This window comes from Afipia sp. P52-10, from assembly GCF_000516555.1.
Taxonomy (GTDB): domain Bacteria; phylum Pseudomonadota; class Alphaproteobacteria; order Rhizobiales; family Xanthobacteraceae; genus P52-10.
The window spans coordinates 989,064-1,015,772 of the sequence record NZ_AZSJ01000007.1 but is presented as its reverse complement, the minus strand read 5'-3'; the positions used below and the strand labels follow the sequence as shown (position 1 = coordinate 1,015,772).

Genomic DNA, 26,709 nt, shown 5'->3' with positions numbered 1-26,709 from the left:
CGATGAGGATTCAATGGAGTCCTCATCGCAGCTGACCGTGACGCGGCCCGCATCGCAAGTTGCCTTGGATCTATTGTTGGGCCTGCTTCATCAGCTCCGGCAGGTCCTTCAGGAGACTATCGCGCACCTGGAAGCTCTTCGGAACGTTGGTTTCCTCGCTGCCGATTTCCAGGCGTGCAAAGACGATCCGGCGGTCGCCACTCTCGGCCCAGCCGACGAACCAGCCGATCGGACGGTTCTTGTCGAACGCACCGGACTTGTCGCGCAGCCAGATGCTTCCGGTCTTGCCGTGGACTGTCCAGCTGTCGCCTGATTTGAACACGGGAAGGATGGCCCTTGTCATCGCGTGTGCCTTCTCGGAGGCCGGCAAGGTGCCGGCGAGGAGACGGCGGACGAACTGGACCTGTTCGTCCGGCGAGATCTTCAGCGATGAGGCGAGCCATGCATTCGTCAGACCATTGTTCTTGCCTGCATCGCCGGTCACGTCCTTGTTGCCGTAACCGAACTTCGTCACGTAGCTGGCGAATGCGTCCGCTCCGAGCTGGCGTGTGATCTGCCGCGAGAACCATACGATTGAATCCTTCTCCCAGATGGTGGGATCGACGCTTTTCTGATCCTTCTTCAGCGCGTTGAACTCCGCCTTGTAGTCCCAGACCGGCGAGTGCTCGTCCTTCAGAACGCCTGCGTCGTAACCCATCACCGCCAGCGGTACCTTGAAGGTCGACGCGGGGCTCACGCCTTGGTCGCAGGTGCCCTTGCGCAACAGCGTCTTGCCGGACGCCGCGTCAAGGATGACGGTACAGGCAAGGACGGGGGGCGGTGATGCGGCATGGGCCTGCGGCGCGGACAACGCGCAGGCGGCGGCGGTGAGGAGCGCGGGAAAGTGCTTTGATACGTGAAGCATGGTGATGCTGCCGAAGGCGTGAGGGGCGAGGGAGGCGCTTCCCTCGCAGCACTTCGTGGCGGCAGCTGGGCGGCGTGCCGTCGCGGCTACAAAATCACGCCAGCCCGAATGTCGTTTTCACAAATGCCGTGACCGCTGTGCGCGTGGCGATGGTGGCTTGCTCGTGGCCACCGACATGCGGCTTCAGGTTGACGCAAGGGTCGGTGTAGTTGAACGGCTTGCCGGTGGCGGCGTTGATCAGCGTCCCGCCTTCGACCTCGCGGATGTCGCAGCCGCAGACCGCCTGCGAGCCTGTCGCCTCGATGACCTTGCCGAAATTCAGCGGGTTATCGTAGCCATGATGCGCGTCGGCGTATTCGAACAGCTCAACGTCGGCGCCGGCTTTCCGCAGGCGCTCCGCATAACGCTTGGCGTTGGCGAGCGAGTTGTAGTCGTCCGCAGCGCCGTGGTGGATACGAATCGGCTGTGCGGTCACCTTTGTATCGTCGAGATAGGTGGTGCCGCAGTCGGGATAGACCGGAATGTAGGCGGCGAAGTCGGCGGTGGCCTTCTTCCACATCGTCCGGAAGCGCTCGACGGCGGCATAGACCGCCGCCTGTCCGCCGCGCGAGAACCCCATCAGGATGATGCGGCTCGTATCGACTGCCGGATGCTTCTCCAGGATTTCGAGACTGCGGAAAATGTCGACGATCAGGTTCAACCGGCCGAGCAGGGCCTGATCGTTGCCGACGCTGGTGAGGCCCCGGCCCGTGAAACCGTCGATGGCGAAGGTGGAGATGCCGAGCCCATTGAAATGTGAGATCCAGGTCTGAAGCCCCGGTCCCATGCCGCCGGAGCCGTGCATCAGCACGATGACGGGCAACCGGCCGGCCCCCTGGGCGATGCGGAATTCCCCGCAAACGGTCGCCGGCTTGCCATCGCCGGATCCGGTCAGGAACTGTTGGTCGGTGAGGGTCAGCGAAGGGATGCTATGCAGTTCGATGCGCTGGGCGATGTCCTTGAACGCGGCCGTCAATGTTTCCCCCATTGATCTCATTGAAAATGCTGGCTTAGGGACCTGAAAATTCACTCTAAACACCCATTTTCCGAACGCAAAGCCGCATGCTAGGACATTTCCCACGTATCGGGGCTGGCGGGCGCCTGTCGGGCCTGCCGGCGCTGTTTCTAGGGGTAGGAAATCATCAAGGTTAGTCATGAAGCATATTCTCGAAGCGCTCGACGAACGCCGTGCCAATGCCAAGCTCGGCGGCGGCGAGAAGCGGATCGCCACCCAGCATGAACGCGGTAAGCTGACGGCCCGAGAGCGCATCGAGCTTTTGCTCGACCGGGGCTCGTTCGAGGAGTTCGACATGTTCGTCGAGCATCGTTCGAGCGAGTTCGGCATGGAGAAGACCAAGATCCCGGGTGACGGCGTCATCACCGGCTGGGGCACGGTGAATGGCCGCAAGATCTTTGTCTTCGCCAAGGACTTCACCGTGTTCGGCGGCTCGCTGTCGGAAACGCACGCGCAGAAGATCACCAAGCTGCAGGACATGGCGCTGAAGGCGCGGGCGCCGATCATCGGTTTGTACGATGCAGGCGGCGCGCGCATTCAGGAGGGCGTAGCGGCGCTGGCCGGTTACAGCCACGTCTTCCGCCGCAACGTTATCGCCTCCGGGGTGATCCCGCAGATCAGCGTCATCATGGGGCCGTGCGCGGGCGGCGACGTGTACTCGCCGGCGATGACCGACTTCATCTTCATGGTGAAGAACACGAGCTACATGTTCGTCACTGGGCCGGACGTGGTGAAGACGGTCACCAACGAGGTGGTGACGGCGGAGGAGCTTGGCGGTGCATCGGTCCATGCCACCAAGTCCTCGATCGCGGACGGGGCTTACGACAACGACGTCGAGACGCTGCTGCAGATGCGCCGGCTGATCGATTTCCTGCCGTCCAACAACACCGATGGCGTGCCGGAATGGCCGAGCTTCGACGACATCGAGCGGGTCGAGATGTCGCTCGATACGCTCGTTCCGGACAATCCGAACAAGCCCTACGACATCAAGGAACTGATCCTGAAGGTGGTGGACGAGGGAGATTTCTTCGAGCTTGCCGAAAGCTTTGCGAAGAACATCGTCACCGGCTTCGGCCGCGTGGCCGGCCGCACGGTCGGTTTCGTCGCCAATCAGCCGATGGTGCTTGCGGGCGTGCTCGATAGCGATGCCTCGCGCAAGGCCGCACGCTTCGTGCGCTTCTGCGACGCCTTCAACATTCCGATCGTCACCTTCGTCGATGTGCCGGGCTTCCTTCCCGGCACCGCGCAGGAGTATGGCGGATTGATCAAGCACGGTGCGAAGCTCTTGTTTGCTTATTCGCAGTGCTCGGTGCCACTGGTCACCATCATCACGCGCAAGGCCTATGGTGGCGCGTTCGACGTCATGGCAGCCAAGGAAATCGGCGCCGACATCAACTACGCCTGGCCGACGGCGCAGATCGCGGTGATGGGCGCCAAAGGCGCCGTGGAGATCATCTTCCGGCAGGATATGAACGATCCCGACAAGATCGCCGCGCGCACGAAGGAATACGAGGACCGCTTCCTGTCGCCATTCATCGCCGCCGAGCGCGGCTACGTCGATGACGTGATCATGCCACACTCGACCCGCAAGCGCATCGCCAGGGCGCTGGCGATGCTGCGCGAAAAGAAGGTCGAATGGCCCGCGCGCAAGCACGACAATCTGCCGCTGTAAGCGGTGTGTTCGAATTGGACAGGCAAGAGCGCCCCGGATGCAATCCGGGGCGCTTTTCTTTTGAACAATCCAATCTGCTAAAGCGCGATCAGATTTGGGTGAATTGTCCTCGCGCTTTAGCTCATTGTTTAGGCATGATCCTCGGGTTGAGCCCAAGACAAACCTCTTCGGAAACCGCTTCACATTGTTCCGGATCATGCTTTAGCAATCCAGCCGTCCACCGGGACAGGCGGCTTGTTCCTTCAGGTCTTTGGTGCGGAGCGTGGCAAGGCCCGCGCGGCATTCGAGATTCAGCATCGGCCAGATGGTTCCGCCGCGGTTCGGGCTACCACCAATGCGGGCGGTGCACTCCTTGTCGCGATAGAGAGACCACGCTGCCTGTGCCTCAGTGACGAAGGCGCGGCTGTTCGCGTCGGTCGCTTCAAGCAGGCCCTGTAGGGCCTTTTCCATCTCAGCGTCAGCCTTCTTGAGAGCTTCGCTTGCGCATTGCGTCATGGCAGCCTGGTTAGACTCCTGACCGCAAAGCGCTGGAATTTGCTCTGCGAAGGCGGGGGCGGCGATGGTGAACAGGAGGGGGATTACGGTGGCTAACTTGTTGGCTCTGCGCATGGTCGTCGGTTCCGAAGGTTGACTCTGACCTTGTCCGAAGCGGTCTCTGGAACTTGGTGGTGGCTCATTCATGACCAGTTCATTCGCATGCGCTCACCCTGCGAGAGCGCTTGCGTGATCGGTCGCTTGCGCAGTCAAAGGGGGCGCAGATCGTCAAGGCTTACATCATATCGGGAGATAGCCAATGGAGAGACGCGAATTTCTCAAGCTGACGCTTGGCTTCACTGCGGCTGCCGGCGCCGTCGCCGCAACCGCTGCTTCGGCGCAAGCCGCGCCATTGATGCCGTCTACGGGACATCTCGCTGCCCAACCGCCGGCCATTGGTCCGGAACCCGCCGTCACCAATCAGGACGAAGTCGATGCCGTTCGCCCGGAGCAGGTGCAGTGGGGATGGCGCCGCCGCCGTTATCGCCGGTACCGCCGATATTACTGGCGGCCTCGCTATTGGCGCCGGCGCTACTGGCGTCGCCGCCGCCGGGTCTACTACTATTGAGATATGAAAGGCTGACTCAAAAGCAGTCCACTCAATGAGGCTTTTATGAGTGAACCCGTCATGGCCGTGTCGAGCGCGGCCATGGCGAAACGTGAGTCGTTGTTCAATCCGTTAGAGTAGACTTGAGAGTAGGCGTGCAAACGTTGATCGCTCTTTGGTCAGAAGCTGAGGCCAGTTAGTCAGCAAAGTGCGGTGCAGACATCACCCACGGCGCATTGTTCGCGGCGTCGCGACTATTTCATGCCCATGCAGCTTGCGTAGAACGTCGTCGTCGCGGGCCAGTCCGAGAACATGCCGCGGATGCCGACCTGCTTCGCCAGCACGTCGAGCACGGTCAGCGTGTCGCCGTCGCGGTCAATCGCAGCCTTGATCGAGCGATGATAGAAGCCGCCGCCCTTGTCCAGCGGACCGTCGCGCTCGAGCGACCACGCGATCAAGTCAAGCCCAGCATCCTTGGCGGCTTTGGCGTAGGACGAGGGAACGATCTCGTTCCGCTCATTCAGCGCCAGCAGCATGAAGATCGGCGGGGCGAGAATCTTGATGCCATCGCCAGCGATCTCCTTCATGCTGGGTTTCAGCGCCTCCGGCCTGGTGTGATCGAAACCCGGCTGCTCGTAGCGGCCGTCGAGGAATACGGCCTGCGCGCCGAAGGCAGGCTCGGCCTTGAGCCAGTACAGGATGTCGGCATAGTTGAAGCTCTGGGCGAACACCTGGTTCGGATCGATGCCCGCTTGCTTGTAATCGTCGATCATCTGCTGAGCATATTGCTCCTGGGTGTAGTCGCCGCCGAACGGCATCGGCACCTCCGGCGCTTTCAATTCCGGCGTAAACTTGGCGCCGAGGCTCTTGATCAGTGCGATGCTCTCCTTGTGGGTCATTAGCGTGCCATTGGCGGCGTACAGATCAGTCCGCCACGACGGCGTGGCTTTCATGTAGTCGGCAACAGTGATTGCATTCACGTTCGCCGCGTCCATTTTGCCGCGCAGGGTGCGGAATTCCGCCAGGGTGATGTCACTGGTACAGCACTTGGCGGAGGCCTTCCTGCCGGTCGCGCCGTTGGCCGGGGTGAAAGGCTCACTGCACTTCGCCGCAAGCTCGGGCTTCGCCAGAATGTTGGTGGTGGTGTGCAGGTCGCATTGCGCATGCCGGCAGACGAGCTGGCGGTCCTTGGTGAAGGTGACATCGCATTCGATCACACCTGCGCCCATGCGCGCGGCAGCCTCGTAGGATTCCCTGGTGTGTTCGGGGAACTGCAGCGGCGCGCCGCGATGGGCGATCGAAAAGTCGGTCTTGCGGAATGGGCCGGTGCACTGCTTCAGCGCCGTCTTCAAGGGACCGTCCTTCATGGTGTCGACCAGATAGAAGGGGCGGGGACCGAGCTGCGGCGCCATCGCATCCTGGGCAATCGCCGTATGGAGCGCAGATAGAAGGCAGGCCAATGCCAGGGCCAGAGCGGTCGTGGATATGGATCGGATCATCGGCCGGTTCTCCCTCGGTTGTCTGCCGTTTCTTGAAGCATCACCGCATGACAGGGGATTGTCACGGCGTCCGGAGCCCTGAACGACCTGCAACGACCAAAGACGTGCTTGCCAAGGATGACGGCTGATGCGGTAATTGGTCTCAACTGGCGCCAGTCCATGGCGCAAACAATAATCGGGGGAAGGAATGCCTAGCTTTCTGAAGCGAATGCGTGGGGCCGGCTGCGTGATGGCGGCAGCCGGGGCCGTCCTGGTGTCGGCGTTGCCGGCGGTGGCCCAGAGCTGGCCGCAGCGGCCGGTCACGCTGATCGTTCCGTTTCCAGCCGGCGGCGGAACGGATGCGTTCGCACGGCCGCTCTCGGCGCAACTGGAGAAGCAGCTCAACCAGCGCTTTTTGATCGACAATCGGGGCGGCGCGGGTGGCACGTTGGGCGCGAGCGCCGCGGCGAAGGCGGAGCCGAATGGCTACACGTTCTTTGTCGGTGCGGCGCACCACGCCATTGCGCCCTCGCTTTATCCGAAGCTGGACTATGACATTGAGAAGGATTTCATCCCGATTGGCCTGATCGCCACGCCGCCGCAGGTGGTGGTGGTCAATCCGAGCAAGGTCGAGGCCAAGACTTTGGCCGAGTTCATCGCCTATGCGAAGGCTAATCCGAGCAAGATCGACTACGCTTCGGCGGGCCTCGGGACCACGCATCAGCTTGCGGGCGAGCTGTTCAACATTCTTGCCCAAACCAAGATGAATCATGTGCCTTATCGCGGGGCCGGGCCTGCGATGCAGGACCTCGTCGCGGGCCATGTGCATGCGATGTTCGACGGGCTCGGCTCGTCGGCGGCGCAGATCCAGGGCGGGCAGCTTCGGGCGCTTGCGGTCGCGGCGCCGCAGCGTTCGCCGGCGATCCCCGATGTGCCGACGGCGGCGGAAGCCGGCCTGAGTGGATATGAGGTGTCCACATGGTACGCGCTGTGGGCGCCGAAGGGGACGCCGGCCGAAGCGGTCGAGCGGATGTCGTCCGAACTGCGCAAGGCGTTGGCATCGGATATCGTTCGAGAAGCTTGGCAGAAGAACGGCTCACCGATTCCGACCTTGATGGGGGCCGATTTCGGTAAGTTCGTCACGGCAGAGGTGGCCCGCTGGGGCAAGGTGGTCAAAGACGCGGGCATCAAGGTTGAGATCCAATAAGCTTGGCTCTCGGCGGCGGTACGGGATGCCTGCAATTGGCGCAGTGAGCGGCCGCGCCAATTGCGAACTTGCTCAGGAGAAAATTGCGTCAGTTCGAATTCGGCGAGGTTTCCGCAGGCGCCATCGCCGGCTCGTGTACCGGGGCAGCCCCGGTGGTCATGCCGGGCTCGCTGTTGCTGCGCGGGGTGACGTCGCGGATCGGAGCCGGCGGGACTGCGACGCGTTGCGCGGTGATGCTACCCGGGGTCTTTTGCGCAGTAGTGTTCGTGCCGGTGTCGGTCGTCATGCCGTAAATGAGGGCAGCAACGAGCGCGATGACGGCGACGGCATAGATCGCGACACGCCTCCCGCTGGTGGCGCTTTCGTCTTCGAAGCGTCGCAGTGATGCCGCCGGATCGTCGTTGTGGGCCTGATCCTGATGCGCGGGTGTCAGGAACCGGTCGTGCTGGTCGGAGCGATAGGCCATCTCGGTTCTCCTCAAGGCATGCGATCCAGAACCTGAAGCCCGGAGATCGCGCCCCACGAACAACAACGAAAGCGGCGGGCAGGCCGATGAAATTCGGTCAGATTCTCCTGCGGTTTAACCGTCGGACGCCGGCAGGAGTTCCCCGCGCGTTCGCTGCGACTTGATGGCCGAGACCGTCGAAGGGAGAGAGGTGAGAAGGCGCAAGGGCGAAGGGCAGGAGATTTGTTTGAAGCCCTTGTCCGTAAAATCATCAGCAACAACAAAGACTACGCGCCGAGGCAGCCGATGATCTTCCTGTTCACGAGTGGTCCGTTCGCTTGAATCCTACTCGCGCCGAGGGGCTTCATGCACCCGAGGCAGCTCTGCGCTGCAGGAATATCGAGGGTCGCAGGATGGATGTTCGATGCTCGTTGGTCAAACGGCTTGCTGGCTCTCTCCATCGTCGCTGACGCCGCGCAATCCGTGATCGCGGTTCTTGCAGCGGGGTGTTGCAGCATGGACCGGCTTTGCGTTGGTCTCGTCGGCAGTATCATGGCATTGGGGTGGTGGATCAGTGCGCGACGTATTTTGCTCGGCCAGTACCCGCTCGTCTGAGCCGTGATTGCTGCTGTTGACGAGTGGCGGTGCTGCCGAGGCAATTGCGCTGGGCGCGTCTGATTCATCGCTTCGAAGCCTTGTTCCTGGTGCTTGATGCGATCGGATGGATCGTGTTTGCGATCGCCGGATGCGACATGGCGTTGTTGATGAAAGGGCCACTCACGATCGTCATTCTGTCGGAGATGAACACCGGCTGCGTCGGCGGTGTTTGCGATAGTGTCTGTAACGAGGTCCCGCTTCTGTTGCGACGTGAGCTTACGCCAGCGTCTCGGTCGTAACTAGGTTCGTCTATTTGCGGGGCTGCGCAGCGGCCTCAACGCGGACTCTATCGTGTCCGCAACCTTCGTGGTCGAGCTGACGTTTCGCCTGCTGGCGATTCGCTTCCATGGGAGATGCCCGGAAATTCGTCTACACGGGCGACGGGCGCTGCTTTCGGCGCGGCATTGAGCATTTTGCGCTGCATCACGCAGTCGTCAGTTTATTGCCAGCCAGACGGCGCTTCCCGCAGCAACGCATCCATTTCGCCTGCGTTCCCGCCATGAAATTGCGTCATCGCGAGAGCCTTCCAACACCTGTCTATGGCTTTCAGAATCTTGATGCTTTCGCTGCGGAAACATATTTAGATTGCTTCAAAGAACGAGAGCATTCCGACAATCCGGGCCGTGCAACTGCGCCGGTGACAGACATCAGAGGCGGACATGGGAATCAACCAAGGCCCGATCAGTCTCGAGCAGAAATACACCCAGGGCACGGGGCGCATCTTTCTCACCGGCATCCAGGCGTTGGTCCGTCTGCCGATGGCGCAAATCCGGCGCGATCGCGCCAATGGATTGAAGACCGCTGCATTTATTTCCGGCTACCGGGGCTCGCCACTCGGCGGGTATGACCAGCAGCTGATGGCGGCGAAGAAGCATCTCGCCGCCCACGACGTCGTTTTCCAGCCTGGTGTGAACGAGGATCTGGCCGCGACGGCTGTGTGGGGCAGCCAGCAGGTCAACCTCTCGCCCGGTGCCGAGCGCGATGGCGTCGTTGGCATCTGGTACGGGAAGGGACCCGGCGTCGATCGCTCAGGCGACGTGTTCCGGCATGGCAATGCTGCTGGCTCGGCGCGTCACGGCGGGGTGCTGTGTCTCGCCGGCGACGATCACGGCGCCAAGTCCTCGACCGTTCCGCATCAATCCGATCACGCCTTCATGTCGGCACTGATGCCGTATCTCTATCCATCCAGCATCCACGAATTCATCGAGATGGGGTTGCTCGGGATCGCCATGTCTCGCTACTCCGGCTGCTGGGTCGGGATGAAGGTGATCACCGAGACGGTGGAGACCACGGGTGAGATCGACCTCACCGACGAGATGAAACCGTTCCTGCTGCCGGAAGACTTCGAGATGCCGCCGGGTGGGCTGAACCTGCGCTGGCCGGACGATCGCTTCACTCAGGATCGGCGCTTGCAGGATTACAAGGGCTTCGCGGCAATCGCGTTTGCCCGCGCCAACAAGATCGACCGCGTAACGCTGGACACGCCGAACGCCCGTTACGGCATCATGGCTTCCGGCAAGAGCTATGAGGACGTGAAGCAGGCGTTGCGTGAACTCGGCATCGATGGCCCGGTCGCGCAGCGCATCGGGTTGCGTCTTTACAAGGTCGGCATGCCTTGGCCGCTGGAGCCGGTCGGCGTGCGCCAGTTCGCGGTGGGACTGGAGGAAATCCTCATCGTCGAGGAGCGCCGAGAGATCGTCGAGAACCAGGTCAAGCAGGAGCTGTTCAACTGGCGCGATGACGTACGCCCGCGCATCGTCGGCAAGATGGACGAGCATGACAGGCGCTTCCTGACCTTCACCGAGGAGCTGACGGTTTCGACGGTGGCGATCGCCATCGCCGAGCGGTTGCTCAAGCTGGACCTTGATCCGCAGATTGCGAGCATGCTCCGCGCCAAGCTTGCCTGGTTCAAGGAGCGCGACGAGATGCTCAAGCGTGCAGCCGCCCCGATGGTTCGCACGCCTTATTTTTGCTCGGGCTGCCCGCACAACACCTCGACCAAGGTTCCGGAAGGCAGCCGCGCGATGGCCGGCATCGGCTGTCACTTCATGGTGTTGTGGATGGACCGCAACACCGACACCTTCACGCAGATGGGCGGCGAGGGCGCACCTTGGGTCGGCATCGCGCCGTTCACCAAGGAGAAGCACATCTTCGTCAATCTCGGCGACGGAACGTACTTCCACTCCGGCCTGCTGGCAATCCGACAGGCTGTCGCTTCGGGCGCCAATCTTACCTACAAGATTCTCTACAATGACGCGGTGGCGATGACCGGCGGCCAGCATGTCGATGGCCAACTCTCGCCACAGCAGATCACCCACCAGCTTTATCATGAGGGTGTGAAGAAGATTTATCTGGTCTCGGAGAACCCGGACACCTACTCGGCGGGCGAGCTCGCGCCAGGTGTGGTGCTCGAGCATCGCGATAATCTCGAAGCGGTGATGACGACGCTGCGCGACACACCAGGCTGCACGGCCATCGTCTTCGTACAGACCTGCGCGGCCGAGAAGCGCCGCCGTCGCAAGCGCGGCATTCTGGAGGATCCGCAGCGTCGCGTGGTGATCAATGCTGCGGTCTGCGAGGGGTGCGGTGATTGCTCGGTGCAGTCCAACTGCATCTCGGTGGAGCCGCTGGAGACCGAGTTCGGCCGCAAGCGGACAATCAACCAGTCGAGTTGCAACAAGGATTTCTCCTGCCTGAAGGGTTTCTGCCCATCGTTCGTGACAGTGGAAGGTGGGACGCTGCGCAAGCGCGCGCCGCTCGAGCTTGAGGCGATCGGCGATCTGCCGGAGCCGGCCTCACAGGCCTCGCTTGATCGCGCCTACAACGTGGCGGTCGCCGGTGTTGGCGGCACCGGCGTTCTGACCATCGGGGCTTTGCTTGGCATGGCTGCGCATATCGAGGGCAAGGCGAGCCTTATTCTCGATATGTCTGGCCTTGCCCAAAAGGGCGGCGCCGTGCTCAGCCATGTGCGGCTGTCCTCCAATCCGGACGAGGTGAAATGCGCCCGCATCGTCACGGGGACGGCGGATCTGTTGATTGCTGCAGATGAGGTGGTGTCGGTCGCCAAGGATACGATCACGCTCTGTGCTCCGGATCGCACGCAGGCCATCGTCAATACGCATCTCATTCCTATCGCCGATTTCGTGAAGAACCGCGATTTCGATTTCCAGCGCGGCCGGGTGAATGCCGTGCTCGAACAGTCGGTGCGGCATGGCGCGTCCTTCTTCGACTTCACCCATGCGGCGGAAAACCTGCTGGGCGATGCCATCGCCACCAACATCATGATGCTCGGCTTTGCCTGTCAGACTGGGCAATTGCCGGTCTCGGCGCAGGCGATCGAACGGGCGATCGAACTCAACGGCGTGTCGATCAAGATGAACACGCTGGCGTTTCGGCTCGGTCGCCTTGCGGCAGCCGACCCGGCGCGGTTGGCTGCAATGCTGCATGAAGATGAAGCGCCTGCGAAGACGCAGGGCGATATGAGCCTCGACGAATTGATCGCCCATCGGGTGAAGCATCTGACCGCCTATCAGAATGCGGCGCTTGCCGAACGTTACCGCAAGCTGATCGATCGCGTGCGCTCTGCGGCGCGAATGAAGGGGCTCGGCGAAAGTATTCCGCGCGCGGCGGCCCTCGGCTATGCGAAGCTGCTCGCTTACAAGGACGAATACGAGGTCGCGCGGCTCTATACGGACGGGAGCTTCGAGGCTCAGCTTCGCGACCAGTTCGAGGGCGACGTGAAGCTGAGCTATCATCTGGCGCCGCCGCTTCTGCCAGGCGCCGACGACGGGGCAGGGCGACCGCGGAAGCGGACCTTTGGGCCGTCGATGACGACGGGCTTCAGAATTCTCGCCAAGCTGAAGGGATTGCGCGGCACGCCGCTCGACATCTTTGGCTATGGCAAGGATCGGCGCATCGAACGAAGGCTGATCAAGGACTATGAGGACGATGTCGGAGCCGTGCTGGACAATCTGTCGGTGCGCACTGCACAGATTGCTCTCGCGCTGCTGTCGCTACCGGAGGATATCCGCGGCTATGGCCCGGTGAAGGAGAAGGCGGTCGCGCAGGCGAAGATCAAGCGCGACGAATTGCGCAAGGAGCTCGCCAATCCGCCGCCGCTGGTCGCGCCATCGATCGCTGCGGAATAGACAGCGGAAACAAAAAACGCGGGGCCTGAACCCCGCGTTTTTCATTTCGAGCCCTGCAATCTCGGTTCGTTTAGTGGTGGCCGGCGCTCTTCTTCGCGGCCTCGTTGTTCAGCACGATCAACCCATCCACCGCGACACCGGTTTTGGTGTTGATCAGGAACGGATTGACATCGATGGAGGCGATGCGGCCGTTGGCGTCCGCCATCAGGTTTGACAACCCGACCAGCGCCTTGACCACTGACGGCTCGTGCAGTGCGGGCTTGCCGCGATAGCCCTTCAGCTTTACGCCCGCCTTGGTGCGGTTGATCAGCTCCTTGGCGTCGTCGGCATCCAAGGGTGCGCCGGCCAGTGCCACGTCCTTCATCAGTTCGATGTCGACGCCGCCGGTGCCGAACAGCACCACGGGACCCATTTCCGCATCCAGTGATCCGCCAACCACGAGCTCGAGCTCGGCTTTCACCTGCTGGGCGATCAGGATGCCCTCGATGACGGGCTTGCCCTTGATCTTCTTCATCCGTGCCATGATGTCGTTGAAGGCCTTCTTCACCTCCGCGGCGGTCTTCAGGTTCAGCACCACGCCGCCGACGTCCGACTTGTGCAGGATCTGCTCGCTGACCACCTTGGCGACGACCGGGAAGCCGATCTTCTTGGCGATCTTTGCGGCATCGTTCGCCGTGGTGGCGATCTCTTCCTTCGAGACCGGGATGCCGTAGGCCTTCAGCAGCTTCTTCGAGGCAACTTCGTCAAGCGCTGCGCCCTTGGCGGCCTTCAGCGCCTTCTCCAACGCTGACTTAGCGGCAGCGCTGGACGACGACTGCACGTCGGGCACGTTCTTGCGAAGCCGGGCGTAGTTGATCAGGTTGCGGATGGCGCTGACCGCGCGATCGGTCCCTTGCATCACCGCGACGTTCGGCACGGACTTGCGGAATTCTTTGGTGAATTCGGTGAAGCCGACCGAAAGGGCGCTGATGTAGACGACCGGCTTGGCGGCCGCCGCAGCCATATCGTTGACCAGGCGGATGTTGCGTTCGCGCAGCTCGTGCGGTGCCTTCGGGAACTCGGCGTCGATCATGACGATGTCGGTATCGGGGTCCTCGATCATGATCTTGATCGACTGCATGTAGACGGTCGGATCAACCACGGCGGCAAAGCCTGCGTCCAGCGGGTTGCCGACGATGCTGCCGGGGCCGAGCATCTTGGCGAGCTTCTCGGTGGCGCTCTTGCTCAGCGGTTTGAAGTTCAATCCTGCCGACGAGAAGGCATCGATCATCAGGCCGCGCTTGCCACCGGAGAGGGTGACGGCGGCGAGGCGGTCCCCCTTCGGCGGCTTGACGTGGGTGAAGCATTCGGTGGTTTCGATCAGCTCATCGAGGCCGCGCACGCGGATCACGCCCTCACGGGTCGAGATCGCGTCGAAGGTCTCGATCGAACCGGCCAATGCGCCGGTGTGGGCCATCGCGGCGGCCCGGCCGCCCTCGGAGGCGCCGAGCTTCAGCGCGATGATCGGCTTGCCCGCGGCGCGGGCGGCCTTACAGGCGTCGCGGAAGGACTTCGTATTCCGCACGCCTTCGAGATAGACGACGATGACGCGGATGCTCGGATCGGCCGCGAAGTAAGCCATGAAGTCCGGCGTCTCGAGGCCTGCCTCGTTGCCGGTGGTGACCATGTAGCCGACCGGGATGCCGCGATCCTCCAGCGCCTGGCGGATCTGCATCACCACCGCGCCGGACTGGCCGGCCACGGCGACGGGGCCTGCGACCATTTCGACCGGCCGCTCGTCGATGTTGGTGAAGATGCGTTCGCCTGCGGACAGGTTGCCGAGGCAGTTCGGACCGGTGACGGCGAGGCCGGTCTCGTCGATCGCCTCCTGGAGTTCAACGGCGAGGCGTTGGCTTTCCTCGTCCTGCAGTTCGCTGAAGCCGGACGTGACGATGGTGGCGCTGCGTGCGCCGGCCGCGGCCGCATCGCGGATCACCTGAACGGCGAAGCGCGCCGGGACCAGCACCAGGACATGGTCCGGCTTTTCAGGCAGGTCGTTGAAATCCTTGTAGCACTTCACGCCCCAGATGGTGTCGCGGCGTGCGTTGATCGGAAACATCCCGCCTTCGTACTTGTACTTGACGAGGTTGTTCCAGATGCGCTCGGCATAATTGCCTGGCTTGTCGGTCGCGCCGACGACCACGATGTTGCGCGGGTGCAGCATCGCATGAATGCTCTTGACCACGTCGCTCGCGCTCGGAGCGGGCGACCAGGTCGTCGAAGCGGAAGTGAAAGTGGACGGGGCGTCCATCGGCGTAACCTCGTTGTTTCTCGTCTTGAGATGTTTGATTGTCTGTCGACTGTGTTGCCGGCATGGCGTCCGGCCAACTGCACAAGGCAAAGCAAATCCGCAGGCCAATGGCAATGCGTCATGATTGGTTTTCATCTGCGTGCCACGCTGGCCCTCTATACCAGAATAGGTCCAATGAAATTTGCGCGGTTGCAGCAGCACGGGGCTTGGTGCTTAGAACGTGAGAGATGTTGCTCGCGTAGCGCAGCGCACTAGACTGGACGTTAAGGACAAGAAACTCGCGAGGGGAGACTGGGTGCAGCGCAAGACGTGCACCCGCTAACGGATGGCGACTTGTTGCATCGCACCAAGCACAATGCGGCGGGATCGGCAGCGGCATCTCTCCCGCTTCATTTCGACACGTTTCACATCAACCTGTGACCTGGGTTCGTGTCTTGGAAGCACTTGTCTCGTGCGGATGAGCGCAGCTTCGCGATTCAATTCATTGAATACAATCATGAGATCGGCAGATCAGGGAGAAACGCCATGAATGTACTGGCTGAGGTCGAAGACACCAGGAAACTGGAAGCTTTTCGCGAGGAGGCGAATGCCTGGATCAAGGCGAACTTTCCGGAGTCCCTGAAGTCCAAGCTCGAAGAATACTATCAGAACATGCCTCGCTATCCGGACGGGGCGGACTGGGCGCTCTGGAAGGAGCGGGTGCGGGACAAGGGTTGGGGCACGCCGGGCTGGCCGAAGGCTTATGGCGGCGGCGGCCTGTCGACGGTTGAGGCGCGCATCGTTCAGCAGGCATTCGTTGCCTGCGGCGCTTTCAATCCGATGACGGGCATGGGCACGTCGCTGCTCGGACCGACGTTGTTGGAGCACGGCAATGAAGAGCAGAAGAAGCTGCACCTGACGCGCGTGTCGCGTGGTGAGGTGGTTTGGTGCCAGGGCTATTCCGAACCGGGGGCGGGTTCGGATCTCGCCGGTCTCCAGACCAAGGCTGAGGACAAGGGAGACCACTACCTCGTCAACGGTCAGAAGATCTGGACCTCGGGCAGCCGCTTCGCCAACTGGTGTTTCTGCCTGGTGCGGACCGATCCCAAGGTCAAGCAGGAGGGCATTAGCTTCCTGCTGATCGATATGAAAACGCCTGGGGTCGAGGTTCGCCCGATCAAGACAATTTCCGGCGAGTCTCCGTTCTCGGAGGTGTTCTTTACCGACGTGAAGGTTCCGAAGGAGAACCTGGTGGGCCAGCTCAACAAGGGTTGGACGATTGCCAAGCGCCTGCTGCAGTTCGAGCGCAATGCGACCGACACCCGCCGCCGCCAACTCGCTGGCGACACCCGTCCGATGGACGAGATTGCCAAGGAGTATCTCGGCGTGGACGAGAAGGGCCGGATCGCCGATCCGGACCTGCGCCAGCGCATCGTCCGGCATATGATGGAGTTCCGGGCGTTGAAGCTGATGCAGCAGCGCATGCTGGACGAGACCAAGGCCGGGCAGGGGCCGAGCGAGTTCACCTCGGTTGCCAAGAATGCGCGCGCGCGCATTCAGCAGGAACGCGAGGAGTTGCTGATCGAAATCTTCGGCCAGCAGGGTCTCGGCTGGGGCACCAGCAATGGCGACAAGTACAAGCAGATCGAACTCGATACGACGCGGGCCTTCTTCTCGAACAAGGCCATGACGATCTTCTCGGGCACCACCGAAGTTCAGAACAACATCATCGCCAAGCGGATGCTCGGCCTGCTGGATCATCAATAAGAAGCGTATCGGGAGAGCATCATGTCACTGTTGACCGAAGAACAAGTCATGCTCCGCGACAGCGCGCGGGGCTGGGTCCAGGCGAATGCGCCCGTCAGCGCATTCCGCAAGATGCGCGATAGCGGCAATGCGAAGGGCTTCGATGACGCGACCTTCAAGAGCATTGCTGAGATGGGGTGGACCGGCGTCGTCATTCCGGAGGCCTATGGCGGCTCGGAGTTCGGCTACCGCAGCATCGGTGTCGTGCTGGAGGAACTCGGCCGTAAGGTCGTGGCTGCTCCGCTGATCGGTTCGGCGGTCGGCGCAGCCAGTGCCTTGATCCTGGGCGGCACCGAGGCCCAGAAGAAGGCGTGGCTGCCCAAGATCGCCGAAGGCACCGCGATTGCCGCGCTCGCGATCGACGAAGGCCCGCGCTATGCGCCGGAGAAGATCGCGCTTGCGGCGGCCAAGAAGGGCAACGGTTACGCGCTTTCCGGCGGCAAGACCTTCGTCCATGAGGGCATGGCGGCGAACGTGTTCGTCGTTGCGGCGCGCACCAGCGGCAAGCCCGGCGACGACAAGGGCATCACCTTGTTCCTCGTTCCGGCCGATGCGAAGGGTCTCAGCCGCTCGCGTCGGGAGCTGATGGATTCGCGCGGCTATGCCGACCTGACGTTCAAAGACGTCGAGGTGGGCGCTGATGCCGTGATCGGGCAGGCCGATGCCGGCAAGCCGCTGCTGGACAAGGTGCTCGACCGGGCGACCGCTGCGGCGGCCGCGGAGCAGATGGGGTTGGCACAGCAGGCGTTCGAGACCACCGTCGAGTACATGAAGACCCGCGTCCAGTTCGGTCAGCTCATCGGCTCGTTCCAGGCCTTGCAGCACCGCGCAGCCTATCTGTTCACGGCGATGCAGCTCGCGCGACCGACCGTCGATGCGGCCTTGCAGGCGATCGACGATGACGCAGATGATGTGTCGGAGCTGGTGTCGCTGGCCAAGGCGACGGCGAACGACTTCGTCAACTATGCCACGCGTGAGATGATCCAGCTCCACGGCGGTATCGGCATGACCGATGCCCATGATGCCGGATTCTACATCAAGCGCGCGCGCGTGCTGGAGGCATCGTTCGGAAGCTCTGCCTATCACCGCGAGCGCTACGCACGGCTGCTCGGCATCTAAGCGATAGATCCGGCCGTCGTTCGTGCGCGGCGGCCGGATCAACCCACGTCAGTCGATCAGATGGGAACGTGCTTGTCCCATTCTGTCGCGCAAAGCAAAAATGACTTACGAAGCGGGAGGGGAGCATGCCGATCAAGTATCCTGAAGTGATGAGCCTCAAGACCGAGGGCGTGCCGTATGCCTGGTCCGACCGCGAGGTGATGCTCTATGCGCTCGGCATCGGCATGGGCAACGATCCGCTCAACGAGAAGGAGCTGTTGTTCGTCAACGAAGGCTATTTCACCAAGAAGCCGCTCAAGGTGGTGCCGACTTTCGCTTCGGTATGCACCTGGGGCGCGAGTCCCGGCCCGATCGACCTCAATCGCGTGATGGTGGTCGATGCCGAGCGCGATATCATTTTCCATCAGCCGATGCCGGTCACCGCGAAGGTGACCGCCGACTCGACCGTCGCTGGCGTGTTCGACAAGGGCAAGGAGAAGGGGGCTGTCGTGCAGCGCCAGACGGTGGTGAAGGATGCGGCTTCAGGCGAGAAGCTGGTCACCATTCTGTCTTCGACCTTTGCGCGTGGAGATGGCGGATTCGGCGGACCGACCGAGGGGCAGCCGGAGCCGCACCAGGTGCCGACGCGCGCGCCGGACCTGAGTGTCGACATCACGACGCGTCCCGATCAGGCGCTGCTCTATCGCCTCTCAGGCGACCGCAATCCACTGCATAGCGATCCGGAGTTCGCCAGCCGGGCGGGATTCAAGATGCCGATCCTGCATGGCATGTGTACCTACGGCATCACCTGCCGCGGCGTGCTGCAGACCTATGCCGACTACGACCCGACAGCCTTCCGCCGTCACGCCGTCCGCTTCTCCTCACCGGTGTATCCGGGCGAGACGATCACCATGGACCTGTGGAAGGACGGAAACGTCGTTTCGTTTGAGGCGCGGGTGAAAGCGCGCAACGTGACGGTGGTGAAAAACGGGCGGACCGAACTCGCCTGAGAACGGTCTCGGCTCGGATTCTGAGCCAGGCAACGACAAACAAGCGGGAGAACGCGAAATGGGTTTGCTGGACAAGAAAGTTGCGATCATCACCGGTGCCGGCGGCGGGCTGGGCGAGGCCTACGCCAAGCTGTTCGCACGGGAAGGGGCGTCTGTCGTCGTCAACGATCTTGGCGGTCCGCGGGACGGTTCGGGCAAGGATGCGTCGATGGCGCAGAAGGTTGCCGACGCGATCGTCAAGGAGGGCGGCAAGGCCGTCGCCAATGGCTCCGATGTCGGTACGATGGAGGGTGGTCAGCAGCTTTTCGACGACGCGATCAAAGCGTTCGGCAGAGTCGATATTCTGGTCAACAACGCCGGCATTCTTCGCGACGGCACCTTTGCCAAGATGACGGAAGCCAACTGGGATCAGGTGATCCGCGTCCACTTGAAAGGCACGTTCTGCGCGACATTGCCGGTGTTCAAGTTCATGAAGGACAATGGCGGCGGTGTGATCGTCAACACGTCGTCCACATCTGGGCTGATCGGCAATTTCGGCCAGACCAACTATGGTGCTGCGAAGGCTGGCATCGCCGGCTTCACTCGCGTCCTCGCCCTCGAGGGCCGCAGGTACAACATTCGCGTCTGGACCATGTCGCCCGGCGCGCTGACTCGCATGACCGAGGATCTGCAGGAGCGCCGCGGTTCGGGTTATGCGCCGTTCCCGCCGGACATGATCGCGCCCGGCATGCTGTACATGGTCAGCGACCTGTCCGGTGACCAGACCAACAAGATACTCGGCGTCTCGTCGCAGCGGGGCGTGCGCGAGATCAAGATCTTCCAGGCCGAAGGCTGGACACCGACGGGTCCCTGGACGGCGCAGGACATCGTCAAGCACGCCGACAAGATCTTCTTCAAGGACGACGCCAAGGTGGTCTGAACTCCTTCAGGGTGCCGCATCATCCAAGCGGCGCCCTTTGCGGGGCTGCCCCGCAATCCGCTTGTACCTCCACGCGGAACCGCAGATGACGGCCTGGGACGGCTTGGTTATAAGAGGCGGGAACGCCGGTTCCCGCTCGTTTGCGAGCCGGCTGCGGGATGACAGTGGAGAACGAGATTTGGCCCTCACGCACGAAGCCTCAGGCACGTTTGCGATCGCACCGACGCCGTTTCACGAGGATGGCCGGATCGACGAGACCTCGATCGATCGGCTGACGGATTTCTATGGGAAGGTCGGATGTAGCGGTATCACCGTGCTCGGCATCATGGGCGAGGCGCCGAAGCTGGATGGCCAAGAGGCGATTGCGGTGGCGGCGCGTTTCATCCGCCGCGCCAAGAACATGTCGATCGTGGTCGGTGTGTCCGCGCCGGGATTTGCGGCGATGCGTTCGCTTGCGCGCAGTGCCATGGATGCGGGCGCCGCAGGGGTTATGATCGCTCCGCCGCCGCATTTGCGCACCGATGATCAGATCGTCGGCTATTTCAAGCAGGCGGTCGAGGTGATCGGCAACGACATCCCCTGGGTGTTGCAGGACTATCCGTTGACGCTGACGGTGGTGATGACGCCGCAAGTCATCCGGCGCATCGTCATGGATAATCCCTCCTGCGTGATGTTGAAGCACGAGGACTGGCCTGGACTGGAGAAGATCAGCGCGCTGCGCGGTTTCCAGAAGGACGGCTCGTTGCGACCACTGTCGATCCTGACTGGCAACGGCGGGCTGTTCCTCGATTTCGAGATGGAGCGGGGCGCGGACGGCGCCATGACCGGCTACGCCTTCCCCGACATGCTGGTTGACGTGGTGCGGCTGTCGAAGGCGGGCCAGCGTGATGCGGCCCATGATCTGTTCGACGCGCATCTGCCGCTGATCCGCTATGAGCAGCAGCAGGGCGTCGGCCTCGCGGTGCGCAAGTACGTGATGAAGCGCCGTGGGATGATCGCAAGCGACGCGCAGCGCAAGCCTGCGGCATCGCTGACGGCAGCCGCGCGCGCTGAGGTCGATTACCTGCTTGCGCGCTTGGCGCGGACAGACAAGCGCGCCGATCTCGCCGACCGTTTGAACGTTGCATGAGGCTCCGATGAACACCCAAGCCGCCGCCGCCGTCCGCCCAGCCTCCACCATGTTGCTGCTTCGTGACGGCGAGGCCGGCATGGAGGTGTTCATGGTCGTGCGACATCACCAGATCGACTTCGCTTCCGGCGCGCTGGTGTTTCCGGGCGGCAGCATCGATGCGGGTGATCATGTGGTCGCCGCATCGCCGGCGCTGCTCTCGGGCAGCGATGGACTTGATGCGGCGGCGCTGGCGTTCCGGGTCGGGGCCGCGCGCGAAACCTTCGAGGAGTGTGGCATTCTGCTGGCGCGCGAGAACGGATCGGAGCAGCTGGTTTCGGCCGCGCGCGCTGACAAAGTTGCCGCGGCGCATCGAACGGCGCTCAACGAGGGCAAGACGACATTCTCGCAGATCCTGATCGCGGAAGGTTTGGTGCTCGCCCTCGATCTGCTGGTGCCATACGCCCACTGGATCACGCCTGTCGGCATGCCGAAGCGCTTCGACACCCATTTTTATCTCGCGGTCGCGCCGGCCGACCAGGTCGGCGCACACGATGGATCGGAGTCGGTGGACTCGGTCTGGGTGCGGCCGGCGGCGGCCGTGGAAGGGGCCAAGACCGGGAAGTTCAAGCTGGTGTTCGCGACCGAGCGCAATCTGATCAAGCTCGCCCGTTATGCATCGATCGCCGACACCATCGCGCACGCGCGCAAGGAACCGGTTGTCACCGTGCTGCCGGAAGTCGTGCGTTACGAAACCGGCCGCCAGCTTCGCATTCCGGCGAACGCCGGCTATGACGGCGCTGTCTTCGACATGAGCGAGGTCAGGGGCTAGAAAGCTCTATGCCTCAGAGCCCCACGTCGGCCTTCGTCGCTTCGTTCAGCAGCTTGTCGCCAGCCAGATAGCGCCTCAGGTTCTCCAGGAACAGGTCGTCGCCGCGGCCCATCGTTCCCATGCCGAAGTGCGAGGTATGGGCGCTGACGCGGATTTTCGGATGGTCCCACATCCAGTCGTCAGTCGGCAGCGGCTCCTTGTCGAAAACGTCGAGTACGGCTTTCCCGGGCTGGTCGCGATCGAGGCCCCGCCGCAGGGCTTCCGAATCGACCAATCCACCGCGGCCGATGTTGATCAGGATCGCATCCTTCTTCAATGCGCCGAAGAAGGCATCGTTGGCGAGGTGCCGGGTTTCGTCGTTCAGCGCGCAGGCCAGCACGACCACGTCGGTCTGCGGCAGAACCTTCGTCAGATCGGTCAGCGGGATCACCGCGTCGGCGAGGCCGCGGTTGTCGGACTGGCGCCGCACGACCGTCAGGTGCGCGCCAAACGGCTTCACGCGCTTGGCGATCTCCCCGCCGATGGCGCCGAAGCCGACCAGCGTCCAGCGTGTCTGACTGATTTCGCGGTATTGGGTGGGCTTCCATTCCTTCTTCTGCTGTGCCTCGCGCTGCGCATCGATCGGCACGATCAGGCTGAAGGCGTGACCCGTGACGTACTCGGCGATCGCAACCGATTGCGCGGTGCTCTTGGTCAGACGAATGCCCTTCGCCATCAGTTGCTTGAATGCGGGATTGTCGAGGCCGGCCACGAACAGCTGCGCCCATTTGGCCGTCGTTCCCTTCAGCGCCGTGCCGAAATAGGTGGGCAGCAGGCCCGCTCGCATGCCGTCGGCGCTGATCCAGATCAGGTCGGGATCGACCTGATCTGCGGGCACGCTCTGCCCGTCGCGCGCAAAGGCATCCGGAGCGGTGATGGTGATGACGTCGAGATCGGGGGCGGTGACTTTCAGGCGCGGAGCGATACGATCGAATGCGGATTTTGCAAGAAGAAGCTGCACGGCACGGCTCGTTGATTGAGGATCGCGATTGCCGGGAAGTCTACCGCAGGCCGGATGCGATCACCAGCGAAGGCGGACGATTACGTTCCGCTGGTCGGATCAACGGGAATCCGCAGCACATCTTTTGCCGCACGGTCGGGTGTTTCGTCCTTCCAGCGGACGGATCCGAACGGCCGCTCGAGCATCCGCCGAACCTGGACAGGCTCCGGTCCGATATGAAATTCCGCCGCGCTTTGCGTGAGCGTTCGTTCCGCCTGGGTCGGGCGATTGCGCTGGCGCAGATAGTCGAGCCAGGTCGGGCAGTGATAGCGCTCGGTCCATACCTCGGGATCGGCGATGTCGCGAGCGATCGACCAGCCATATGCACCATTGCGCTGGCGTGAGAGCTGGACCTGCTGCATGACGCCGTAGAACTCGCGTGCGCGCTTGAGATCGATCCGATAGACGATCTCGATCACGATCGGGCCACTGCGCGCGGTGAGCGGCATGTGCACTTCAGGATCGGCGAGGGCTTCGATGGCCGTATCGGTCGGATCGCCGGCCGGCGGCATGGCGAGCCAGAAGCCGATCAGAGGCGAGACGAGCATGGCGATGCCGGAGATCAGCAAGGTATCGCCGACACCGACGCCGTTTGCGACGTGGCCCCAGCCCCAGCTTCCGACCGCGATGCCGCCTGCGATGGCCGCTTGGAACGCCGCGAGCGCGCGTCCGGCGACCCAGCGCGGCGCCGAAAGCTGCACGCCGATGTTGAACAAGGCGATGGCCAGCATCCAGACGGCGCCGGCAACGACGAGGGCGGCAGCCGTCAGGACCGGCGAGCGGCTGATGGCGATGACCACGACCGCCAGCCCCATGATCACCGACGACGCACGCACCGCTAGCTCGGAGCCAAAGCGGCGGCGCACGGTGGCGACGTTCAAGGCGCCGACCACCGCGCCGACACCGAAGGCGCCGAGCATGATGCCATAGAGCCGCGCGTCGCCGTGGAGCAGGTCGCGGGCCAGCAGCGGCATCAGTGCGGAGACTGAGCCGCCGATGACGCCGAACAGCAAGGTCCGGGTTAGCACGATCCTCACGTTTGGCGAGTGGATCACATAGCGCACGCCGGAGACGATGGCTCGGGTCAGCCGTTCGGGCGGCAGACGCGACGGCTCGACCTCGCGGCGCCACAACAACAGTACGATGATGAGCGGGATGTAGAACAACGCGTTGCAGACGAAGGCGGCCACCGCGCCCGCGGCAGCGACGATGACGCCGCCGATCGCCGGGCCGAAACTGCGGGCGATGTTGAAGCTGATGCCGTTCAGAGCGACCGCCTGCGGCAGCGCTTCCGGCGGCACCTGCTCGTTCACCGAGGCCTGCCAGGCGGGCTGGAACAGCGCCATGCCGGTGCCGATCAGGAAGCTGAAGGCGAGCAGGATATAGGGCGAGATCAGGCCGAAATGCGCCAGCAGGCTGAGGGTAACGGCAGAGGCGAGTGCAATCGAGAGGCCGACCAGGGCGACGATACGCCGGTCGTGCATGTCGGCGATCGCGCCGGCGGCGATGGAGATCAGCATCGTCGGCATCATTGCCGCCGTCTGAACCAGCGCCACCATGTCGGGCGACGACGTCATCAGCGTCATCGCCCAGGCCGCACCGACGCCCTGGATCAGCAGTCCGAGATTGGTCAGGAGGCCGGCGAACCAGATCCGGCGGAAGATCGGAAAACGCAGCGGAGCGGTAATACTGTCGGACGCAATCGGTTGGATATCGGGAATCTTGTTCATCGGCTGGGACTATGTGCGGTCACCATCGATGGATCAACAATCGTGGCTTCTCGATGACGGTTTGCAGAAGAAGTCATCGATTCGGCGAGGAGCCCAGCAGTTGCCCGGCATTGGCCTGCACGAAATAGATCGAGCCGGCGGTCGTCAGGTGGCCTTGATCCCAGGCGATGGGGGCGTCGCTTCCCGGCGTCAGCAGCAGGCAGCGGGCGTTGCTGCACAGCGTATCTTTCGGTGAGACGAACAGGACATCCGGGTCCGACCAGAGCTGCCTGACCTGGGGCTCTGCGGCCAGTGCGGCAACATCGAGATACCTGATGCTGTCGCGCGGCAACGGCCGGGACGGGCTTGCGCGAAACGCCATCATGTCGATCTGGTAGTCGCGGGTGAGGATCATCTGCGGCGGCAGCGACCAGATAGGAAATTGCCCGACGACGACGATTCGTTGCACGCCGCTGGCCTTGAGCGCGGCGATGGTCTGGCGGATCTGATCGGCATCAAGGCTGCCCCAGCCTTCGCGGCCGTCATAGAGGCTCCAGCGGCCGGCGAGGATCACCGTCTCCGGCTTGAGCGTTGCGATCCTGCCAGCAATGTCGTCGTTCACCTCGGCGCAGTTCGGGCGCTGCGCGTTGGAAAACCCGAGGATCGGCGGACAGCCCGAGGCGGTGTATTCGGCCAGTCGCATGGACATCGTTCTGCGGCGATGCTCTGCGAGGCCCGGAAACAGGTGGGCGGCATAGGAGTCGCCCCATAGCAGGACCAGCGGCGCTGCGGCAGGGTCCTGGTCGAGACAGTCCTCGGCGAAAGACGTGGAATCCTGAGTGTCCTCCAGGAAGCAGGAGCCGCTGCGATAAGCGAACCTCGTTTCCGGTTCGAAATCACGCAAGAGATGCTGCAGCCCCTCCGGGAACCGTCCCGGCATTCCAGCGCTCGCCCACACCGCGATGCCGAAGCAGGCGGCGGCTGCAAGCCCAAGCGTTGCGCCGACAGGTTTCCAAGCGGCGGGCCGACCGAAGCGGAAGGGCCGCTCCAGCCAGCGATACGTCACGGCCGCAAGCACGAAGGCGAGAGCGACCAGAGCGAGCTTCATCAGGATGGTCGGCTCGCTGCCGAAGCGTGCGATCCGTGCAAACACTAGCAGCGGCCAGTGCCACAGATAGAGCGGATAGCTGATGAGGCCGATCGCGACGAGGGCGCCTTGGCTCAGGAGCTTCTGGTTGATCACGGAATGGGGGCCGGCGAAGATCAACAGCGCTGTGGCGATGGTGGGGAGCAAGGCGCGCCAGCCGGGGAACGGCTGATCGCGATCGATCAGGAATGCTGTGGCTAGCAGCAGGGCCAAGCCGATCCATGCCGCCGCCGTATGAATGCGTGCGTGGTGGGTGGCGTAGAGGTGCTCCAACGGACGGGTCGTCTTTGCGCCCGAGGGGCTTTGCCGCGCGCGCATCAATGCGAGCAGCGCCCCAACCGCGAGTTCCCAGACGCGCGAGAACGGCAGGTAGAATGCCGCGTTTGGATTGACGGCGGTGAGCCAGAGGTTGCAGGCCAGCGATGCGATCAACACGCAGGACGCAGCTTGCCACATCCACCTGCGGCGCGCCGCCAGCATCAACAGCAGCGGCCAGACCAGGTAGAACTGTTCCTCGATGCCGAGCGACCAGAGATGCAGCAGCGGCTTCATTTCTGCGGCAGCGTCGAAGTAGCCCGTCTGCAGGTAGAGGGCGATATTGGCGGCGAACGCGGCCGACCACGCGCTGTCGGCGCCGAGGTTGCGGTAGTCGGTTGGCAGCAGCAATATCCAGCCGACGACGAGGCACACCGCCAGAACCAGGAACAGCGCCGGGAAAATCCGTCGCGCGCGGCGGCCATAGAAGCGGAGAAGGCTGAACCGATGGCCGTCGATCTCCTTTGCGATCAGGTCAGTGATCAGGAAACCGGAAATCACGAAGAAGACATCGACGCCGACAAAGCCGCCCGGAAGCAGGGCCGGAAACGCGTGAAAAGCGACGACCAGCAGCACGGCGATTGCCCGCAGGCCATCGATGTCTTCGCGGTAAGGGGGCTTGCTGTCGTCGGCCGGCATTTTGCCGCTGACGATCGTCGCGGGCGCAATGCTATCCATCGATCATCGACGGGATGGTTTCGGTGAAAACATCTCGTCGCTCGGGCGGCAAGCGAGCCGTGCAGGTTCCGGGTCCATGGCTGGCAATGAACCTGCAATGATGCCGCCAAGCAAGCACCAATTTTGAGGGCCC

General features: G+C 62.8%; 20 protein-coding genes. 11 read left to right on the top strand and 9 right to left on the bottom strand.

Annotated elements, in window-relative coordinates:
• Positions 1 to 70: 70 nt before the first annotated feature.
• Complete coding sequence (blaOXA, locus tag X566_RS22040; protein ID WP_081740412.1) at positions 71 to 904, bottom strand: class D beta-lactamase; 834 nt, start codon at positions 902 to 904, stop codon at positions 71 to 73.
• A gap of 94 nt (positions 905 to 998) precedes the next feature.
• Positions 999 to 1,931, bottom strand: coding sequence for a dienelactone hydrolase family protein (locus X566_RS22035; RefSeq protein WP_160170512.1), 933 nt, complete (start codon positions 1,929 to 1,931; stop codon positions 999 to 1,001).
• Between the two features lie 166 nt (positions 1,932 to 2,097).
• Between X566_RS22035 and X566_RS22030 the strand changes: the two genes are divergently transcribed.
• The gene (locus tag X566_RS22030; protein WP_034471593.1) at positions 2,098 to 3,630 is read left to right on the top strand and encodes an acyl-CoA carboxylase subunit beta; all 1,533 of its coding nucleotides are present in this window, start codon (positions 2,098 to 2,100) and stop codon (positions 3,628 to 3,630) included.
• Positions 3,631 to 3,831: 201 nt separating this feature from the next.
• On the opposite strand, the gene X566_RS22025 is transcribed toward X566_RS22030, so the two are convergent.
• The gene (locus X566_RS22025; protein WP_034471591.1) at positions 3,832 to 4,239 is read right to left on the bottom strand and encodes a lysozyme inhibitor LprI family protein; all 408 of its coding nucleotides are present in this window, start codon (positions 4,237 to 4,239) and stop codon (positions 3,832 to 3,834) included.
• 184 nt (positions 4,240 to 4,423) lie between these two features.
• Here X566_RS22025 and X566_RS22020 point away from each other — a divergent pair, with 184 nt between their 5' ends.
• Positions 4,424 to 4,732: a hypothetical protein gene (locus tag X566_RS22020; protein WP_034471589.1), complete on the top strand. Its 309-nt coding sequence runs from the start codon at positions 4,424 to 4,426 to the stop codon at positions 4,730 to 4,732.
• A 233-nt stretch (positions 4,733 to 4,965) separates the two neighbouring features.
• On the opposite strand, the gene X566_RS22015 is transcribed toward X566_RS22020, so the two are convergent.
• Positions 4,966 to 6,210 (bottom strand): glycerophosphodiester phosphodiesterase family protein, encoded by a 1,245-nt coding sequence (locus X566_RS22015; RefSeq protein WP_034471587.1) that lies wholly within the window; start codon positions 6,208 to 6,210, stop codon positions 4,966 to 4,968.
• A gap of 187 nt (positions 6,211 to 6,397) precedes the next feature.
• Here X566_RS22015 and X566_RS22010 point away from each other — a divergent pair, with 187 nt between their 5' ends.
• Complete coding sequence (locus X566_RS22010) at positions 6,398 to 7,396, top strand: tripartite tricarboxylate transporter substrate binding protein (RefSeq protein ID WP_034471585.1); 999 nt, start codon at positions 6,398 to 6,400, stop codon at positions 7,394 to 7,396.
• 88 nt (positions 7,397 to 7,484) lie between these two features.
• Here the strand turns inward: X566_RS22010 and X566_RS24120 are convergent, their stop codons facing one another.
• A complete protein-coding gene (locus X566_RS24120; protein ID WP_051444423.1) occupies positions 7,485 to 7,862 on the bottom strand; it encodes a hypothetical protein in 378 nt (125 codons plus the stop codon).
• 731 nt (positions 7,863 to 8,593) lie between these two features.
• On the opposite strand from X566_RS24120, the gene X566_RS25385 reads away from it, so the two are divergent.
• Both X566_RS25385 and X566_RS21995 read left to right on the top strand, forming a co-directional pair.
• On the top strand, positions 8,594 to 8,737 hold the full coding sequence (locus tag X566_RS25385; protein WP_343213152.1) for a hypothetical protein: 144 nt from the start codon (positions 8,594 to 8,596) through the stop codon (positions 8,735 to 8,737).
• 420 nt (positions 8,738 to 9,157) lie between these two features.
• The gene (locus tag X566_RS21995; RefSeq protein WP_034471583.1) at positions 9,158 to 12,646 is read left to right on the top strand and encodes an indolepyruvate ferredoxin oxidoreductase family protein; all 3,489 of its coding nucleotides are present in this window, start codon (positions 9,158 to 9,160) and stop codon (positions 12,644 to 12,646) included.
• Between the two features lie 70 nt (positions 12,647 to 12,716).
• Here the strand turns inward: X566_RS21995 and X566_RS21990 are convergent, their stop codons facing one another.
• A complete protein-coding gene (locus tag X566_RS21990) occupies positions 12,717 to 14,936 on the bottom strand; it encodes an acetate--CoA ligase family protein (protein ID WP_034471581.1) in 2,220 nt (739 codons plus the stop codon).
• Between the two features lie 525 nt (positions 14,937 to 15,461).
• Between X566_RS21990 and X566_RS21985 the strand changes: the two genes are divergently transcribed.
• The 6 genes from X566_RS21985 (at position 15,462) to X566_RS21960 (ending at position 21,688) form a co-directional block, all read left to right on the top strand.
• Complete coding sequence (locus tag X566_RS21985) at positions 15,462 to 16,682, top strand: acyl-CoA dehydrogenase family protein (RefSeq protein ID WP_034471579.1); 1,221 nt, start codon at positions 15,462 to 15,464, stop codon at positions 16,680 to 16,682.
• A gap of 21 nt (positions 16,683 to 16,703) precedes the next feature.
• Complete coding sequence (locus X566_RS21980) at positions 16,704 to 17,840, top strand: acyl-CoA dehydrogenase family protein (protein WP_034471577.1); 1,137 nt, start codon at positions 16,704 to 16,706, stop codon at positions 17,838 to 17,840.
• Between the two features lie 125 nt (positions 17,841 to 17,965).
• A complete protein-coding gene (locus X566_RS21975; RefSeq protein WP_034471574.1) occupies positions 17,966 to 18,829 on the top strand; it encodes a MaoC family dehydratase in 864 nt (287 codons plus the stop codon).
• Between the two features lie 58 nt (positions 18,830 to 18,887).
• Entirely contained in the window at positions 18,888 to 19,748 is an 861-nt protein-coding gene (locus tag X566_RS21970; protein WP_034471571.1) for an SDR family NAD(P)-dependent oxidoreductase, read from the top strand.
• A gap of 178 nt (positions 19,749 to 19,926) precedes the next feature.
• A complete protein-coding gene (locus X566_RS21965; protein WP_034471569.1) occupies positions 19,927 to 20,877 on the top strand; it encodes a dihydrodipicolinate synthase family protein in 951 nt (316 codons plus the stop codon).
• A gap of 7 nt (positions 20,878 to 20,884) precedes the next feature.
• The gene (locus X566_RS21960; protein ID WP_034471567.1) at positions 20,885 to 21,688 is read left to right on the top strand and encodes an NUDIX hydrolase; all 804 of its coding nucleotides are present in this window, start codon (positions 20,885 to 20,887) and stop codon (positions 21,686 to 21,688) included.
• A 13-nt stretch (positions 21,689 to 21,701) separates the two neighbouring features.
• On the opposite strand, the gene X566_RS21955 is transcribed toward X566_RS21960, so the two are convergent.
• From X566_RS21955 to X566_RS21945, 3 genes are all read right to left on the bottom strand, one after another.
• Positions 21,702 to 22,688 carry an NAD(P)-dependent oxidoreductase gene (locus tag X566_RS21955; RefSeq protein ID WP_034471565.1) on the bottom strand — a complete coding sequence of 329 codons (987 nt, stop codon included), beginning with the start codon at positions 22,686 to 22,688 and terminating at the stop codon, positions 21,702 to 21,704.
• 80 nt (positions 22,689 to 22,768) lie between these two features.
• Positions 22,769 to 24,457 carry an MFS transporter gene (locus X566_RS21950; RefSeq protein WP_034471563.1) on the bottom strand — a complete coding sequence of 563 codons (1,689 nt, stop codon included), beginning with the start codon at positions 24,455 to 24,457 and terminating at the stop codon, positions 22,769 to 22,771.
• 73 nt (positions 24,458 to 24,530) lie between these two features.
• Positions 24,531 to 26,576, bottom strand: coding sequence for an acyltransferase family protein (locus X566_RS21945; RefSeq protein WP_051444422.1), 2,046 nt, complete (start codon positions 26,574 to 26,576; stop codon positions 24,531 to 24,533).
• Between the last annotated feature and the right edge of the window lie 133 nt (positions 26,577 to 26,709).